Genomic DNA, 15,858 nt, shown 5'->3' with positions numbered 1-15,858 from the left:
TTGTCGCGGGCGCGGGTCAGTATCTCTGCCCGACCCCGTCGTCTCTCTCTCCTCGTCAAGGCAAAAAAGTAGCGACGGGCTCGAAGCCCCGGCCTGATCCGCCGGGGCTTCATCTTTTTCACCGGGCTGGACGACGAGCGCCGGTCGGCTCAGCCTTTCTTCGACGCGCCCTTCTTCGGGATATACAGATCGGTGATGGTGCCGTCGAACACCTCGCTGGCCATCGCCACCGACTCCGACAGGGTTGGATGCGGATGGATGGTGTGGCCGATGTCGCCGACTTCGCAACCCATCTCGATCGCCAGCGCGATCTCGGCGATCAGCTCACCTGCGTGTACCCCGACGATGCCGCCGCCGACCACGCGCTGGGTCGCCTCATCGAACAGCAACTTGGTGAATCCCTCGGTACGACCGATGCCGATCGCGCGCCCGGACGCCGCCCACGGGAACTTGCCGACACCGATCTTCAGGCTCTTGTCCTTGGCCTCGGTTTCGGTCAGGCCGACCCAAGCGATTTCCGGGTCGGTATACGCCACCGATGGGATCACACGCGCCACCCACTCCTTCTTTTCGCCCGCGGCCACTTCCGCGGCCAGCTTGGCCTCGTGGGTGGCCTTGTGGGCGAGCATCGGGTTGCCGACCAAGTCACCGATGGCAAAAATGTGCGGCGCACTGCTGCGCATCTGGCGGTCGACGGGAATGAACCCTCGATCGGTCACCTCCACCCCGGCCTTCTGCGCATCGAGCTTGCCGCCATTGGGCGCGCGGCCGACGGCGACCAGCACCCGGTCGTAGAGACCGGGATCGGGCACGCTGCCACCTTCCGCTGCCGGCTCGAAGCCGACCTTCAGGCCCTTCTTCTGCGCCTCGACCTTGGCCGCCTTGGTCTTCAGGTGGACCGTTACGCCCTGTTTCTTCAGCCGGTCGGCCAGTGGCTTGACCAGGTCCTTGTCGGTGCCGGGCATCAACTGGTCCATGAACTCGACCACGGTGACTTCGCTGCCCAGCGCGCGATAGACCGTTGCCATTTCCAGTCCGATGATGCCGCCACCCACCACCAGCAGCTGTTTCGGGATATCGGCCAACTCCAGCGCGTCGGTTGAATCCATCACCCGCGGGTCGTCCCACGGGAAGCCCGGCAGCTTCACCGCCTGGCTGCCGGCGGCAATGATGCATTGCTTGAAGCTGACCAGCTGCGGCTTGCCATCCTCGCCCTGGATCTCCAACTCGTTGGCGGAAATGAAGGTGCCGACGCCCGTGATCACGCGCACCTTTCGCTGCTTGGCCATGCCGGCCAGACCCTTGGTCAGCTGACCGACGACGTTTTGCTTGTAGCCGCGCAACTTGTCCAGCGCGATCTTCGGCTTGCCGAAGTCGATCCCGAAATCACCCGCATGCGCGGCCTCGTCGACCACTGCAGCGGCGTGGAGCAGGGCCTTGGACGGGATGCAACCCACGTTGAGGCAGACGCCGCCCAATTGCGCGTAACGCTCGACCAGCACGGTATCCAGGCCCAGGTCAGCGGCCCGAAACGCCGCGGTGTACCCCCCCGGTCCCGCGCCAAGCACCAGCATCGCGCATTCGACATCGGCTTTACGGCCAGACGCGGGCGCGGCTGGCGGCGCGGTCGGTGACGCTTTTGGAGCGCCCTCACCCGCCGCGCTGCGCGCGTCGACCTCTCCCGCGGGCGGGAGAGGTGACTTGTCGCCGGTGTCGGCGGCCGCCGCTTTCGCATCCTTCGGTGATGCGTCTGCCTTGGCATCTTCGCCCTTGCCGTTGCTCCCGGCCTCGCTCCCACCTTCGGCCTCGGTTTCAATCACCGCGATTACGGCGCCGTCGGCCACGGTATCGTCGACCTTGACCCGCAGCTCCTTGACCACCCCGGCGACGCTGGATGGCACCTCCATGGTGGCTTTCTCCGACTCCAGCGTGACCAGACCCTGATCGACGGCCACCGTGTCGCCGACCGCGACCAGCACCTCGATCACCGGCACGCCGTCGTAATCACCGATGTCGGGAACCTTCACTTCAATCTGTGCCATGGCTGTGTCTCCTTATTGGCCGCGCGAGGGGTCGGGCGCAGCGGGATGTTGATTGGATTCGGGAAAGATCGAGTCGCGTGCGTCGTTGTTCGCCAGCGTCACGCGCTCGGCCGCCGTCAGGACGGTCTCCGCTGCCTGGGGGTCCGGGCTCGAAATCCGCTGACCTCGCAGCAGGGCAATAGCGTCCTCGCCGCTGAGGCCGAACACGCTGCGCAGGTGGAGGTCGCGCTGCGGCAATGGAATCTCGATCCCGTGGCGCTTGAATGCGGTGTCCAGCTCCCACAGGTAGGCGGCCTTGATCGCGGCGTTGCGCTTGGTCGCCTCCTCGGTCAACCACACCGCCAGCAGGTATTCGACCGCGCCATCGCCGAAATCGGCCAGCCACACCTGCGGCCGGTGCCGGCCCTCCATCGCCAAGGTGAACGGCACCTTGGCGGCGGCTTCCAGAGCGGCCTTCTTGACCAGTTCCTTGTCGACCCCGTAGGCGACCTTGAACGGCACGCGCATGCGGCGCAGGACGTCGCGGTGGGTCCAGTTGACCACGCGCCCGGTCATGAACTCGGCGTTCGGCACCAGGATGTCGATGTTGTCGTTGGTGATGATGCGGGTCGCGCGCATGTTGATGTCGCGCACGGTGCCGCGCACGTCGGCATCGAGCTCGATGAAATCGCCGACCTTCAGTGACTGATCGAACAGCAGCACCAGCCCGCCGATGAAGTTGGCGAAGATCTCGCGCAGCCCGAACCCCAGGCCGATACCGAGCGCGCCGGCAAACACCGCGAACTCGCCGATTGGCACGCCGGCCAGTTGCAGCGCCAGCATTACCCCAATCAGCAACAGCAGGTAGTGGGCGACCCGCGCGACCGTGTACAGCGCCGCGTGGTTGACGTTCTGGCGCTGCTTGCCATAACGGACCAGCGTGCGTCGCAACAGCATCGACACCAGCAGCGCGCCCAGCACCGCCAGCACCGCCGCGACCAAGCCGCCAACGGTCAGCTGGAAGCTCGACAGACTGATCAGCTGATACTCAAGAATGGGTTGCAGGCCCAGCCAGCCCTCCCGCGTGGCCGCATCAACCGAGTCGACCACGCGGCCACCGGCGTGCTCGATCCGCTCCGCGGGCGTGCTGGCTTGCACGGCCTGGCTCAGCCAGCCTCGCGCACGGATCGCCCGGGCCCGGTCACAGCAGCATCCGGCGCATGTCGGCGAGGATCTTCGCCATATAGCTGGTGAAACGTGCGGCAGCGGCGCCGTCGATCACGCGGTGGTCGTAGCTCAGCGACAGCGGCAGGGTCAGGCGGGGGACGAACTCCTTGCCGTTCCAGACCGGTTTCATGTCCGAGCGCGAGACACCGAGAATCGCCACTTCCGGGGCGTTGACGATCGGGGTGAATGCAGTGCCGCCGATGCCGCCCAGCGAGCTGATGGTGAAGCAGCCGCCGCTCATCTGGGCCGGACCAAGCTTGCCATCGCGCGCCTTGGCGGCGAGCTCGCCGGTCTCGGCGGCGATCTGCATCACGCCCTTGGTGTCGCAGTCGCGCACCACCGGTACCACCAGTCCGTTGGGGGTGTCGGCGGCAAAGCCAATGTTGAAGTACTGCTTCAACACCAGGTTCTCGCCGCTGGCGTCAAGGGAGGCATTGAAGTCGGGGAACTTCTTCAGTGCACTGACGCTGGCCTTCATCAGGAACGCGAGCATGGTCAGCTTGGTCGCGCCGCCCTTGGCAATGGCTTTCTCGTTTTCCTTGTTGAGGCTGACGCGCAGCGCTTCCAGCTCGGTGATATCGGCATCGTCGAACTGGGTGACGTGCGGGATCATCGCCCAGTTGCGCGACAGGTTCGCGCCGGACAACTTCTGGATGCGGGTCAGCGCACGGGTTTCGGTCGCGCCGAACTTGCTGAAGTCGACCTTCGGCCACGGCAACAGGTCCAGGCCGCCACCACCCGCCGCCACACCACCGGCACGGCCTCCCTGCATCGCGCCCTTGACGAACTGCTGCACGTCCTGCTTGCCGATCCGCCCGCCCCGCTGGCTACCGGTCACCTGCATCAGGTCGACGCCCAGCTCGCGTGCAAACAGGCGCACCGCCGGGCTCGCGTACGCGACTTTGTCCGGCAGCAACTCATCGGCATCAAACACCACCGGCGGGGAGCGCTGCGTCGTGCCCTGGCCAGCCGCTTCAGTGTCGCGCGCGTCGGCGATCTCGCGTTGCGCCAGCTTGTTGGGCGTGCCCACCTCGGTGGGCGGTACGCTGGTCGCCGTCTCCGCCGCCTTGGTGCGCTGCTCCGGTGCGGCAGGCTCGGCACGGGGCGGCTCGTTGTTGGCGGCGGTTTGATCGGGTTCTTTGGCGCTGTCGGCAGCTGCCTCGGCAACTGGTTCGATCAGCGCCACCACGGCCCCTTCGGTGACTTCGTCGTCCAACTTGACCTTCAGCTCACGGATGACCCCGGCAAAGGGAGAGGGCACTTCCATCGTCGCCTTGTCCGATTCCAGCGTGACCAGACCCTGGTCGACTTCCACCGTATCGCCGACGGCAACCAGCACCTCGATCACCGGCACGCCGTCGTAACCACCGATATCGGGGACCCGTGCTTCCTTCAACTCAGCCATGTTCGGCTCCGCCATGCGCGAAAGCCATATTGTGGCTGTTGCGGGCCGTACGCGCCAATGTTTGGCCCACCGCGCGCGACACTTCACCGCACTACCCGAGCCACTCCGACGCCCGGGCCGAACGGCTGCCGCGCAGACGCCAGCACGCGGTGCAGCGGCGGTTCAGGACCAAAAACATTGCTGTGCCAATGGGTTGCCGCAGGGTTTCAAGAAAGTTCCCCGGCCCTGGCACGGCAAGCCAAGTGATGTTCATTCCCGGCTGGCTAGGGTGGCGCGGCCTGGCCAGACAAACGGCCGGGCTCCCCCACAAGTCACAAGAACTTGGAGAACCACATGATTCGTTTTCGCCATTTGAGCATCGCCCTGTTGGGCACCATGGCCGTCGCTCCAGCCGTCGCTTTCGCGCAGGACGTGGACCAGCAAACTGTCCAGGACAGTTACGCCACCCAGACCACCAATACCGACGCGAAGCCTTGGGCGATCGTGGGCGGTTTCGCGCTGAGCGAGCCGACCAGCAACCCGACCATCGCCGGCGAGCGCAGCAAGCTCGACGGCGGCACGGCAGCCACCCTCAGCGCCAGCTACTACGTCACCGACAACATCGCGGTTGAAGCCTGGGGCGCGGCGGACAAGTTCGACCACCGCGTACGCAACGCCAACGGCGGCAAGATCGGCAGCGTGGAATCGCAGCCCTACGCGGTCAGCGGCCAGTATCACTTCGGTACCAGCGAGCAGGTGGTGCGCCCGTTCGTCGGCCTGGGCTACTACGAGGCCAATTACGACGGTGAAACCGCCGAGCCGACCGGTGCCCTGGCGGGCCAGCGCATCGGCGTGGAAACCGCCAAGGGCGCCATGGCGACCGCCGGTGTCGACGTCAAGTTGAGCCCGCGCTGGTTTGCCCGTGCCGACGTGCGCTACCTGCACGGCGATTCGGACGTGATGCTCGATGGCCAGAAGGTCGGCAATGCCGAACTGAACCCGGTCGTGGCAGGACTTGGTCTGGGCGTGCGCTTCTAATTAGTCGGTCAGCCGACACTCTGCGTCTCCGGTCGCGGCCCTACCAGGCCGTGACCGGATTGGCGTGCTGCAGCACTGATGCGCCGTCTGCCAGCCAAGGTCGCACCGCATTCACGGCGCCTTACCGTCGGATCGCTACGGTAAGCCACAGGCGGTCCCATCCACACTCCGCCAGGAGCCCCCATGACCACCAAACTCGAAAAGCCCGTCCGCCGGGAGATCATCGTGGATGATCGCGCCTACACCCTGACCATCGACCCATTGGGTCTGAAGTTGGTCGAGAAGGGCCATCGCAAGGGCCAGGAGCTGCTCTGGACGGATCTCGTCAATGGCGATGCCGCCATTGCCGCTGCGTTGCAGGGAAGTCTCGCCGGCAACTGAGGCATCGTTCGATGTGGCGGTTTGCAACGCGATTTTACGTTGCCATGACAAGGCCGGACTGAATTGTCGCGGCACGGAGAAAGCCGTGCAGAACCCACCCCCTATCGCGTCCCCTCAACCCCGTTCGTCCCTGGCTTGCTGCCAGGCCGGCATTGGATCGATGGCAGCGTTGACCTTCTCGCTGCTGGCGATATCCATGGCGATTGGTTGCAAACCGGCGCCGGCACCGCACCCCGACACGTCGGCGGCGACGCCCAGCCGCCCGGTCCCCACGCTGGGTCCGGACGATGCCGTGCCGCGAGTTCCCGGAAACGCGAACTCCGCCCCGCCCGGCTCCAGCCACCCCGAGGTACCGGCCGAGATCTCGGCCAGCAACCCGACCGACCCCTTGCCGCTGACGGGTACCAAGACGGCCCCCGCGGAGCAACCGAAGCCCGACGAGCACTGAGCTGACTGGCGCATTGTCAATGGCGCCCTACGGGTGCTCGGCTTCGGCGTGCACCCGCTCGCGGCGCAGCATGTACAGCCCGCTGGCGACGATGATGCCCGCGCCCAGCCAGGTCACCGCGTCAGGCAGCACGCCCCAGATGCTCACGTCGAGCAGCACGCCCCAGACCAGCGCGGTGTATTCCAGCGGCGCCAGCAACGACGCCGATCCAGTCCGGAATGCCTCGGTGATCGCATACTGGCCAATCGCGCCGGCCAATCCGACCCCAGCGATCACCCAGCCATCTTCCAGCCGCAGCGGCACCCAGTTTGGCCATGCCAGCGCGCCGGCGCCCAGGGCCAGCATCACCAGCAGCCAGACGATCATCGACGCGCTTGAATCGGTCCGCGCCAGCACCCGCACGGTGATCGCGCTGACCGCATAGCCGGTGGCCGCGAACAGCACCGCCAACGCCGCCCAGCTGAGCATGCCCTCGCCGCTGGGGCGCAGCAGCACCAGCATGCCCAGCAGCCCGATCGCGATCGCGGTCCAGCGGCGCGGGCCGACGTGCTCGCCCAGTATCGGCACCGACAAGGCCGTGATCAGCAGCGGCGCGACGAAGAAGATCGAGTACGCGGTGGTCAGCGGCAGGCTGCGCAAGGCGAACGCGAACGACGCCATCATCGCGATGCCGATCGCGCCACGCAGCAGGTGCAGCGACCAGCGCACCCGCAGCAGCGGCGCCAGGCCGGTAGTCGCCAATACCCAGACCAGGATGAACGGCAGTGATGAGGCACCACGCAACGAGGCCACCTGCATCGCGGGATAGATCCCGGCCAGCTGCTTCAAGCCCGCATCCATCAGCGCGAACGCTGCAACGGCCACCAGCATCATCAACGGCGCCGGCAGGCGGGGCGGCAAGGCAGTCATGGGGGACGTTCATCGGACGGCGGGCCGCCAGCATAACCGGCCGAGACCCGTCGCCCGGCAAGTTTTCCTACCCTGCGCTACCCTTCCTCATCATCCATTCCCGGAGCCCGCCATGCCCTCCTTCGACATCATTTCCGAAGTCGACAGCCACGAACTCACCAACGCCGTCGACCAGGCCAGCCGCGAGCTCACCACGCGCTTCGACTTCAAGGGCGTGGATGCCAGTTTCAGCCTTGACGACGAGGTGGTCAGCCTCACCGCGCCCAGCGAGTTCCAGCTCCAGCAGATGACCGACATCCTGCGCGCGCGCCTGATCGCCCGCGGCATCGACGCCCGCTGCCTCGAGTTCGGCGACGTGGAAACCAACCTGGCCGCCGCGCGGCAGAAGGTCACCGTCAAGCAGGGCATCGAGCGCGAGTTGGCGAAGAAGATCCAGGCCACCCTGAAGGACGCCAAGCTCAAGGTCGACAGCCAGATCAATGGCGAGAAACTGCGCGTCAACGGCAAGAAGCGCGACGACCTGCAGGCGGCGATGGCGCTGCTGAAGGGGACCGAGTTCGAACGCCCGCTGCAGTTCGACAACTTCCGCGACTGACGTGACCGGCGACGTCGCCCTTGCTGACCCGCCCCCCATTGACGTTGCCCGCCGCCAACCATGTCCGCCGACATCCCTGCGATGACTCATGAAGACCCGATCACCGCGACCCGCAACTGGCTGCAACGTGCGGTGATCGGTCTGAACCTGTGTCCGTTCGCCAAGGCGGTGCAGGTCAAGGACCAGATCCGTTACGTGCTCAGTGAGGCGGACACGCCCGATGCGTTGCTGGAGGAGTTGGCGGCGGAGCTGAACTGGCTCAACGATACCGATCCTGATGTGGTCGACACGACTCTGTTGATCCACCCGCGGGTGCTGGCTGACTTCTACGACTACAACGACTTCCTCGACCAGGTCGACGTCGCCATCGACGCGCTCGGTCTGGAAGGTGAGATCCAGGTCGCCAGCTTCCATCCCGATTACCAGTTCGCCGGCAGCGACATCGACGATCCTGCGAACTGCACCAACCGTTCCCCTTACCCGATGCTGCACCTGCTGCGCGAGGCCAGCGTGGAGCGCGCGGTGGACGCATTCCCGGATCCGGATGCGATTGTCGAGCGCAATATCGACACGCTGGAAAAGCTGGGTGTCGACGGCTATTGGCGGCTGCTGGAGGCGTAGGGTTTCGTCTTGTGGTGTGGTGCCGCCGCCGCCCGAAAAGCATCGCCGCCGCTCGATTGTGAATCGGGGGAACTGCTGCATCCTTGAAAAGCTCGCTTCGGGGGGAGCGCCGCCCTGGATGGGTATTGCTCCTCGGCTCGGTCGGCCATCCATGGCCGACTCGCCGCCGCGGACATCCATGTCCGCTCTACGCAATACCCATCCAGGACGCCGCATCGGCCAGTGATTGGCGTGGGGTTTGTCGTCATCCCCGCGAAAGCGGGGATCCGAGGACTTTAGGTGGGTTGATTGCAACGTTCCCGGGTTGCTCGCTTTGCTCGACCGCAGCACTTGCTTCTTCACCCCAAGCCATCGACCGATCAGCGGGAGGCGGGGTGTGGGGGTATTGCGGAAAGCAGGCCATGGGTGAGCGGGGCCCGTTTGCGCGGCATTGCCGCGCGGGCCACGTGAACGCCCGGCGCGCTGCGCCGGGCCGGACCGCGAAGCGGGCCTGCGACCCCGAGTCAGGGTAGGACGCCCTGACCGAGGGGTGGAGCAATTGCCCCCACGGCCCGCCTCCCGCAGCGCGAAGACAACCGAAGCCGCTCTTTTGGCTTTTGTCGCTAATCAAGTCGTCAGAAGCAATGGCTCTGGATTCCCGCCTTCGCGGGAATGACGAGCAAGATCCGGGTTGTTTCAGATCTTTCCCAGCGCTGTTCTGACGCCTATCCGTACCGCATCGATATCAACCAGCAGCGCCAAACAACCGGTCCAGATCGTCCGCTCCCAGCACCCGCCACTCCCCCGCAGGCAGCCCGTCCAACTCCAGGCCGCCGACGCGGCTGCGGTGCAACGCCTCGACGTGGTTGCCGACCGCAGCGAACATCCGCCGCACCTGGTGGTAGCGGCCTTCGGTCAGGGTCAGGTGTGCGGCGCGCGGGCCGGTCACTTCCAGAAGCGCGGGTGCGAGCGTTGTGGTTTCCGATTCCAGCAGCAAATCGCCGCTGGCGAACACCGCCGCTTCATCGCCACGCAGGTCCTCGGCCAAGGTCGCATCGTAGACTTTGGCGAGCCGGGCCTTGGGCGAGACGATCCGATGCAGCAACTGGCCGTCATCGGTCATCAGCAGCAGTCCGCTGGTGTCGCGGTCCAGCCGGCCTACCGACGACAACGATGGCGCACGCAGCCGGAAGCGCGGCGGCAGCAGGTCGTAGATGACCCGGCCGCGGTCCTTGGTCGAGCAGGTGTAACCAACCGGCTTGTGCAGCATCAGCGCCAGACCAGCAGGCGGGTCCAGCGGCTCATCATCGACCCGGATCGTGTCCCGCTCGACCTTGTCGTCCGCGTACAGCACCTCGCCGGCCGCATCGGTGATGCGTCCCTCGCGGAACATCAGCGAAACCTGCTTGCGGCTGCCGTAACCCAGGTTCGCGATCAGCTTGACCAGTTTCACCGGGACTGCCTGCGCAACTCGCCGCGATTGAATGGCCTCGGCTTCGGTTCCGGCTTGGCGGGCAGCGCTTTTACCGCCTCGATGATCTTGAAACCGTCGTTCTGGGCCACCGTGCGCACGCTGCCGAAGCTGTCGTTCAACACTGATTCGTATGGCAGGTGGCGGTTGGCAACCAGCCACAGCCGGCCCCCGGGCTTCAGCGCCTCGGCCGCGACGACGATGAAACGACGACCGATGTCCGGCCGGTCGGCCCGGCCCTGGGTGTGGAACGGTGGATTGCTGACGATCACGTCGTACTGCTTCGGCAGGCCGGCGGTGACGTCGTGCCAATGGAAGCCAAGGGCGGCTGTCGTTTCCACTGCGGTGAGGTTGGTGCGGGCCAAGTCCAGCGCGCGCCCCTCGGCCTCATACAGGTCGATTGCGGTGATCCCCGGGCAACGTGCAAGCAGCTCTGCCGACAGGTAGCCGAACCCCGCGCCCAGATCGGCGGCAACACCGGTCAGGTTGCCCGGCAACTGCCCGGCGAGCAAGGCCGAGGCCGGGTCGATGCGATCCCAGGCGAATACCCCCGGACGACTGGTGAAGCGGTCGTCGGCGATCCGGCGTGGTGCATCCAGGCCCTGCCATTGCGCCAGCAGCGTGGTGTCGAGCGACGCCGCGCTGTCGTCCACGTGCAGCGGCGCGGTCCAGAACACCCGGCACTTGTTTTTGGTCAGGTTGCCCAGCGCGCCCGCCAACTTGCCCAGGTCGTCCTGGGCGGAGCGCGCACCCTCGTTGTTGCTGGCGCAGGCAACCACCCGCCCGCCGGGGGCGACATGCTGGACCGCGCGCGCATACAGCGCGCGGGCCTCGTCTCGCTGGCGCGGTGGCAGCACCAGCACCAACGGGTAGCGCGTGTCATCGTCGGGCTCGACCAGTGCCAGGCCCGCGTGCTGCAGTGCGTCGGCGTCGGGCTTGAAGCTCTGTTCGCACACCAGGCCGGGCAACGGCCGCTGATGCAAGGGCTGGCCATCCCGGGCGCGCAGGAACAAGACGCCACCGCTGTCCGGCCACGACAACAGGCCTTGCGCGAACGGCAACAACAGGGTTTCCAGTGCGGGATCGTCGCTAGCCACGTCGCTTATTCACTACTTGGGGAAGGCGCGCAGTCTAGCGCGGCCCAACCATCACGATCCTCCCAGTCAGGCAGCGGTGCGCGCCACACCCCCATTTTTCGCCACGGCAACGGAGTGTTCATTGCCACGCAACACTCGTCCAGCCATTCTGGGGTCTGGATCCACACCGGAGCAGCACGTATGCGCGCACTTTTCGTTGGCGGCACCATCGACAACAGCGAGTTGGACATCGACGGCGAGCCGCCGATCCATTACCCGGAAAATACCGGTGCCGGTCGGCCACGCTACCGGCTGCATCAGATCGGAAAGCGCGATGGCGCTGTGGCTTATGCGGTCTACGCCGCGCCCGAGATGGCCGCCGATGAGGTGAAGCGCATCATCGACGAACGCGACTACGCAAGGCGCTTTTCCGCCACCGAGCAGATATCGCAGCAGTAGCCTCGGCGGCCACCCCGGAGCGTCATTTCCACCGTGCCCGGCCAGCGGAGGCCGGGACCGGGCCAGTCCGACACCAACATCACCCTTGCAGTTCGCGCAAGGTCACCGAAGGCGGCGCGTCCAGCACCTTGCGGGTGGCAAACATGCCGGCCGCCAGCGCCGCCAGCATGCCCAACAGGGCGCCCACGGCCGCCATGCCCCAGTTGGCCTGCCACGGCAGGTCAAACACGCGCACGGCGATCACGCCGGCCAGCACCGAGGCGGCCACCGCAGCCACCACGCCTGCCAGCAAACCGATCGCGGCAAACTCGGACGCCTGCGCCAGCCGCAGCTGACGCCGGCTGCCGCCCAGCACCCGCATCACCCCGCCCTCGAGCAGGCGCTCATCCTGGCTGGCGCTGACCGCTGCCATCAGTACCAGCAGCCCCGCCAGCACCGAGAACCAGAACACCACCTCGACCACGGTCGAGACCTGATCGGCGATATCCCGGACCTGGGCCAGCACCGCATCGATATCGATCACGCTCAGATTGGGAAACCGGGCAACCAGATCCGCGGTAAAGCGCGGGTGCGCCGGCGATACGCTGACCGCGGTGATGTGGCTGGCGGGAAACCCGTCCAGCGCGCCGGGCGAGGCGATCACGAAGAAATTGGGCCGGAAGCTCTCCCAGTCGACCTCGCGAAAGCTGGTGATGGTGGCGCCCAAGCGCTGGCCGGCAATGTCAAAGACCACCTGGTCGCCGATCTGCCAGCCCAGCGATTCGGCATAACCCTGCTCCACCGACAACTCCGGCGCGGCAGTAGGCGTGGCGCCCCAGAAGCTGCCGGCGACGACGCGGTTGTCATCGCGCAACGTGGCGGCGGTAGACAGGTTGAACTCGCGATCAGCGCGGCGGCGTGAGCGCCCGCGGTCACCGTCAGCGGCTTCGCTGGTGTCGGGGCCTGCATCGTCGCTCGACCTGTCGGCAAGGTAATCCTCCCCGGAGACCGGTTCGCCGTTGTGCGTAAGCAGGCGCCCGCGAACCATCGGGTACAGCGTCGGTGCGGCAAGGCCCTGGTCGGTGATAAATGCGCGCACCGGATCGACCTGGCTGTCCTGCACGTTGATGATGAAGCGATTGGGCGCCTCGGCGGCCAGTTGCAGTTGCCAGCGGTCGAGCAAGTCGGTACGCACGAAGGTCAGCAGCAACAGCGCCATCAACCCGAGCCCGAGCGAGGCGATCTGGGCGATGCTGGTGGCGGGGCGACGGCTGACGTTGGCTAGCCCATAGCGAAAGCTCCCGCGCAAGCGCGAACGCAGCCGCCGCAGCAGCACGATCAGCCCCCAGGCCAGGATCGCCAGCACCGCGAAAGTGACCACGATGCCGACCAGCATCGCGGTGCCGAGTACGGCCGAACCGGCTTTCCACCACAGCAGCGCGCCCAGGCCGATCAACCCGGCCAATGCCACCAGCCAGGCACTGGGCTCGGTCGGGTCGAGGTCGCGACGCAGCACCCGCAGCGCCGGCACCCGGCGCAAGGCGAGCACCGGCGGCGCGCCGAACGCGAGCAGCACTAACAAGCCGACCCCGTAACCCTGCAACGCCGGCAGCCAGCTGGCGGGCGGAATGGTCATGCCGAGCACCGGCGCCAGCCACAAGCCGACACCCCATTGAAGTGCGAATGCCACGGCAACGCCGATGGTACTGGCGAGCAGCCCGAGCAGCACCAGTTCGCCGATGTGGACGCCGGCCAGGACGCTCTGGCTGGCACCGAGACAGCGCATCACCGCGGTGCCCGACAAATGCCGTTCACTGTGCTGGCGTGCGGCCATCGCCACCGCAACGGCGGCCAACACCACCGACACCAACGTCGCCAAGCCGAAGAAGCGGCTGGCGCGATCCAGCGCGGAGCGGATCTCCGGTCGTGCATCGCCGGCGGTTTCGAGTCGCTGGCCACGGGCCAGCGCCGGTTTGGCCTCGCGTACGAAGCGCTCGACCTCGCCCGCCTCGCCGGCCACCACCAGGCGGTAGCCGATCCGGCTGCCTTCCTGCACCAGGCCGGTCGCCGCCAGGTCATCAAGATTGAGGAACACCTTGGGCGCAACGTTGAAGTAGTCCAGCGCCGCGTCCGGCTCGGCGACTACCAGTGCCGACAGGGTCAGTTGCAGTTCGCCGAGGCTGACCCGGTCGCCGATATCTGCGTCGAGGACGTTGGCGCCGGCGCGACTCAGCCAGACCGTGCCCCGCGCGGGCACTGCCGCTGCATCCCGCTCGATGCCATCGGCCGCGACGATGCGGAACGTCCCGCGCAACGGAAAACCGTCGCCGAGCGCACGCAAGTCACCCAGCCGCAGCCGCGCCTCATTGCCGTCGCCGACACCGACACCGATCATGGTGTTGAGCTCGACCGTGTGGGTGCGCTGCAATCCGGCCGCCGCCTGTTCGATTGCCGCACCGATCGGCGCATCGCCACGCACCACGGCGTCACCACCGAGCATCCGGTTGGCCTCGATCGCCATGGCACGGTCCGCGCGATCGGTGATGAAACCGACCGCGGTCACCGCCAGTACCGCCAGCACCAACGCGGCCAGCAGGATGCGCACATTCCCCGACCTGAGGTCACGGCGCATCTGTCGCCAGGCCATCGCCAGCAGCTTGACCGGTCCCAGACCGGGTCGGGCATTGATTGAGGCGCCGTTGCGAGGCCGGCTCACGCGACGACGCGCTCGTCGGCGACCAACCCGCCGCCATCCAGCCGCAGCCGGCGGCTGCAACGTGCAGCCAGGTGGTCGTCGTGGGTGACCAGCACCAGCGTGGTGCCGGCCTCGGCGTTGAGCGCAAACAGCAGGTCGATGATCGACTGCCCGGTGTGGCTGTCGAGATTGCCGGTCGGTTCGTCGGCAAACAGCAACGAGGGCTCGGTCACGAACGCGCGCGCCAGTGCCACGCGCTGCTGCTCGCCGCCTGACAGTTGCCGGGGGTAGTGGTCCAGCCGCTCGCCCAGGCCGACCTTGCGCAAGATGGTCTGCGCCGGCACTTCGACCTCGGCATCGCCGCGCAACTCCAGCGGCAGCATCACGTTCTCCAATGCCGTCAGGGACGGCAGCAGCTGGAAGTTCTGGAACACGAAACCGACCTTCTCGCCCCGCACCCTTGCCCGTCCATCCTCATCCAGCGTCGACAGCGACTCGCCGTCGAGGGTGACGCTGCCGCTGCTGGGGATGTCGAGACCCGCCATCAACGACAGCAGGGTGCTCTTGCCGGAGCCCGACGCGCCGACAATGGCGACCGTGTCGCCTTGGGCGATGGTGAAACCGATGCCATCGAGGATCGTCAGTGGCCCGGAGGGCAATTGCACCCGCTTGCCGAGCCCGATAACGTCGAGCGCGGCGGGTACGGAAGTGGCAGGCATTGATACGCTGGCAAGCTGCGAAACGCGGTGATCGGCCATGATGGATCCTGTGGCGGCGCCCTTGCCGCGCGCATGGCGGCAGCGACAGGAGACGGATGGATGAATGGTTTGGCGAGCAACGTGACGTGCCACCCGAGGCACAGATATGCGGCATGGCGGGGTTTGATTCAATGTGCCATCGGTTTGGCCGCGATATTGCTGGCCGCGGTGGTACTTGCCAACAGTCTTCCCGCTCATGCTGCGCCGGCCGCTCCAGTTGGTACTGCGGGGGCGGATGACAGCCGTACGGTGCTGGTGATGGGCGACTCCCTGTCGGCCGCCCATGGCCTGTCCGCCGCCGAGGGCTGGGTCGCCCTGACCGCCGACCGCATCGCCGAGCGCAAACCCGGCTGGCGGGTGGTCAACGCCAGCATCAGCGGCGAAACCACCGCAGGCGGCGCGGCGCGGATCGTCGATGCGCTGGTACGCCATCGTCCCGAGGTTGTCGTGATCGCGCTGGGTGCCAATGATGGCCTGCGCGGGCTGCCGACCGACCTCACCGCAGCCAACCTCGCCCGCATGATCGGTGCCGCCCACGGCGCCGGCGCGAAAGTGCTGCTGATCGGCATGCAGATGCCGCCGAACCTGGGGGCGACCTATACCAAGGCATTCGAGCAGAACTACCGCACCCTGGCCGAGCGCTTCGATGTCGCCCTGCTGCCGTTCCTGCTGGAGCCGATTGCCCTTGATCGCGACGCCTACCAGGCCGACAACCTGCACCCGGTGGCCGCCGTGCAGCCCCAGTTGCGCGACCACGTGTGGACGAAGTTGGCGCCGTTGCTCGACTAGCGTCGCGATGTGACCGTCCCCTTGACGA

Annotated in this window: 15 protein-coding genes; 7 read left to right on the top strand and 8 right to left on the bottom strand. The window is 66.7% G+C overall.

Going from position 1 to position 15,858, the window contains the following annotated elements; translation table 11 throughout:
* Positions 1–149 precede the first annotated feature (149 nt).
* Genes lpdA through ACW7G6_RS11915 form a run of 3 tightly spaced genes read right to left on the bottom strand, consistent with a single transcriptional unit; the run spans position 150 to position 4,653 of the window.
* Positions 150–2,042 carry a dihydrolipoyl dehydrogenase gene (gene lpdA, locus ACW7G6_RS11925; RefSeq protein WP_456998345.1) on the bottom strand — a complete coding sequence of 631 codons (1,893 nt, stop codon included), beginning with the start codon at positions 2,040–2,042 and terminating at the stop codon, positions 150–152.
* Between the two features lie 12 nt (positions 2,043–2,054).
* Positions 2,055–3,179 carry a mechanosensitive ion channel family protein gene (locus ACW7G6_RS11920; RefSeq protein ID WP_456998344.1) on the bottom strand — a complete coding sequence of 375 codons (1,125 nt, stop codon included), beginning with the start codon at positions 3,177–3,179 and terminating at the stop codon, positions 2,055–2,057.
* A gap of 43 nt (positions 3,180–3,222) precedes the next feature.
* Positions 3,223–4,653, bottom strand: a complete 1,431-nt coding sequence (locus ACW7G6_RS11915; protein ID WP_456998343.1) for a dihydrolipoyllysine-residue acetyltransferase — start codon at positions 4,651–4,653, stop codon at positions 3,223–3,225.
* 333 nt (positions 4,654–4,986) lie between these two features.
* On the opposite strand from ACW7G6_RS11915, the gene ACW7G6_RS11910 reads away from it, so the two are divergent.
* The 3 genes from ACW7G6_RS11910 (at position 4,987) to ACW7G6_RS11900 (ending at position 6,499) form a co-directional block, all read left to right on the top strand.
* Positions 4,987–5,670 carry an OmpW/AlkL family protein gene (locus ACW7G6_RS11910; RefSeq protein ID WP_456998342.1) on the top strand — a complete coding sequence of 228 codons (684 nt, stop codon included), beginning with the start codon at positions 4,987–4,989 and terminating at the stop codon, positions 5,668–5,670.
* Between the two features lie 183 nt (positions 5,671–5,853).
* Positions 5,854–6,051 (top strand): hypothetical protein, encoded by a 198-nt coding sequence (locus ACW7G6_RS11905; protein WP_456963218.1) that lies wholly within the window; start codon positions 5,854–5,856, stop codon positions 6,049–6,051.
* A gap of 160 nt (positions 6,052–6,211) precedes the next feature.
* On the top strand, positions 6,212–6,499 hold the full coding sequence (locus ACW7G6_RS11900; RefSeq protein ID WP_456998341.1) for a hypothetical protein: 288 nt from the start codon (positions 6,212–6,214) through the stop codon (positions 6,497–6,499).
* A 27-nt stretch (positions 6,500–6,526) separates the two neighbouring features.
* On the opposite strand, the gene ACW7G6_RS11895 is transcribed toward ACW7G6_RS11900, so the two are convergent.
* Entirely contained in the window at positions 6,527–7,408 is an 882-nt protein-coding gene (locus ACW7G6_RS11895; protein WP_456998340.1) for a DMT family transporter, read from the bottom strand.
* Between the two features lie 112 nt (positions 7,409–7,520).
* Here ACW7G6_RS11895 and ACW7G6_RS11890 point away from each other — a divergent pair, with 112 nt between their 5' ends.
* Positions 7,521–8,003: a YajQ family cyclic di-GMP-binding protein gene (locus ACW7G6_RS11890; RefSeq protein WP_456980045.1), complete on the top strand. Its 483-nt coding sequence runs from the start codon at positions 7,521–7,523 to the stop codon at positions 8,001–8,003.
* A 60-nt stretch (positions 8,004–8,063) separates the two neighbouring features.
* Positions 8,064–8,624: a DUF1415 domain-containing protein gene (locus tag ACW7G6_RS11885; RefSeq protein ID WP_456998339.1), complete on the top strand. Its 561-nt coding sequence runs from the start codon at positions 8,064–8,066 to the stop codon at positions 8,622–8,624.
* A 724-nt stretch (positions 8,625–9,348) separates the two neighbouring features.
* On the opposite strand, the gene ACW7G6_RS11880 is transcribed toward ACW7G6_RS11885, so the two are convergent.
* Positions 9,349–10,056, bottom strand: coding sequence for a pseudouridine synthase (locus ACW7G6_RS11880; protein ID WP_456980047.1), 708 nt, complete (start codon positions 10,054–10,056; stop codon positions 9,349–9,351).
* Entirely contained in the window at positions 10,053–11,171 is a 1,119-nt protein-coding gene (locus tag ACW7G6_RS11875; protein ID WP_456980048.1) for a class I SAM-dependent methyltransferase, read from the bottom strand. Before ACW7G6_RS11875 ends, ACW7G6_RS11880 begins: the two co-directional genes overlap by 4 nt.
* Positions 11,172–11,351: 180 nt before the next feature.
* Here ACW7G6_RS11875 and ACW7G6_RS11870 point away from each other — a divergent pair, with 180 nt between their 5' ends.
* Positions 11,352–11,609: a hypothetical protein gene (locus ACW7G6_RS11870; protein WP_456980049.1), complete on the top strand. Its 258-nt coding sequence runs from the start codon at positions 11,352–11,354 to the stop codon at positions 11,607–11,609.
* A gap of 79 nt (positions 11,610–11,688) precedes the next feature.
* Here the strand turns inward: ACW7G6_RS11870 and ACW7G6_RS11865 are convergent, their stop codons facing one another.
* Both ACW7G6_RS11865 and ACW7G6_RS11860 read right to left on the bottom strand, forming a co-directional pair.
* Entirely contained in the window at positions 11,689–14,304 is a 2,616-nt protein-coding gene (locus tag ACW7G6_RS11865) for an ABC transporter permease (RefSeq protein ID WP_456998338.1), read from the bottom strand.
* Positions 14,301–15,041, bottom strand: coding sequence for an ABC transporter ATP-binding protein (locus ACW7G6_RS11860; RefSeq protein WP_456998337.1), 741 nt, complete (start codon positions 15,039–15,041; stop codon positions 14,301–14,303). Before ACW7G6_RS11860 ends, ACW7G6_RS11865 begins: the two co-directional genes overlap by 4 nt.
* Positions 15,042–15,299: 258 nt before the next feature.
* Between ACW7G6_RS11860 and ACW7G6_RS11855 the strand changes: the two genes are divergently transcribed.
* Positions 15,300–15,830 carry an arylesterase gene (locus tag ACW7G6_RS11855; protein ID WP_456998336.1) on the top strand — a complete coding sequence of 177 codons (531 nt, stop codon included), beginning with the start codon at positions 15,300–15,302 and terminating at the stop codon, positions 15,828–15,830.
* Positions 15,831–15,858 lie beyond the last annotated feature (28 nt).

The organism is Lysobacter sp. A421 (assembly GCF_054052145.1).
Note: the sequence above shows the minus strand (reverse complement) of the source record. Positions and strands in the feature narration are given on the sequence as shown.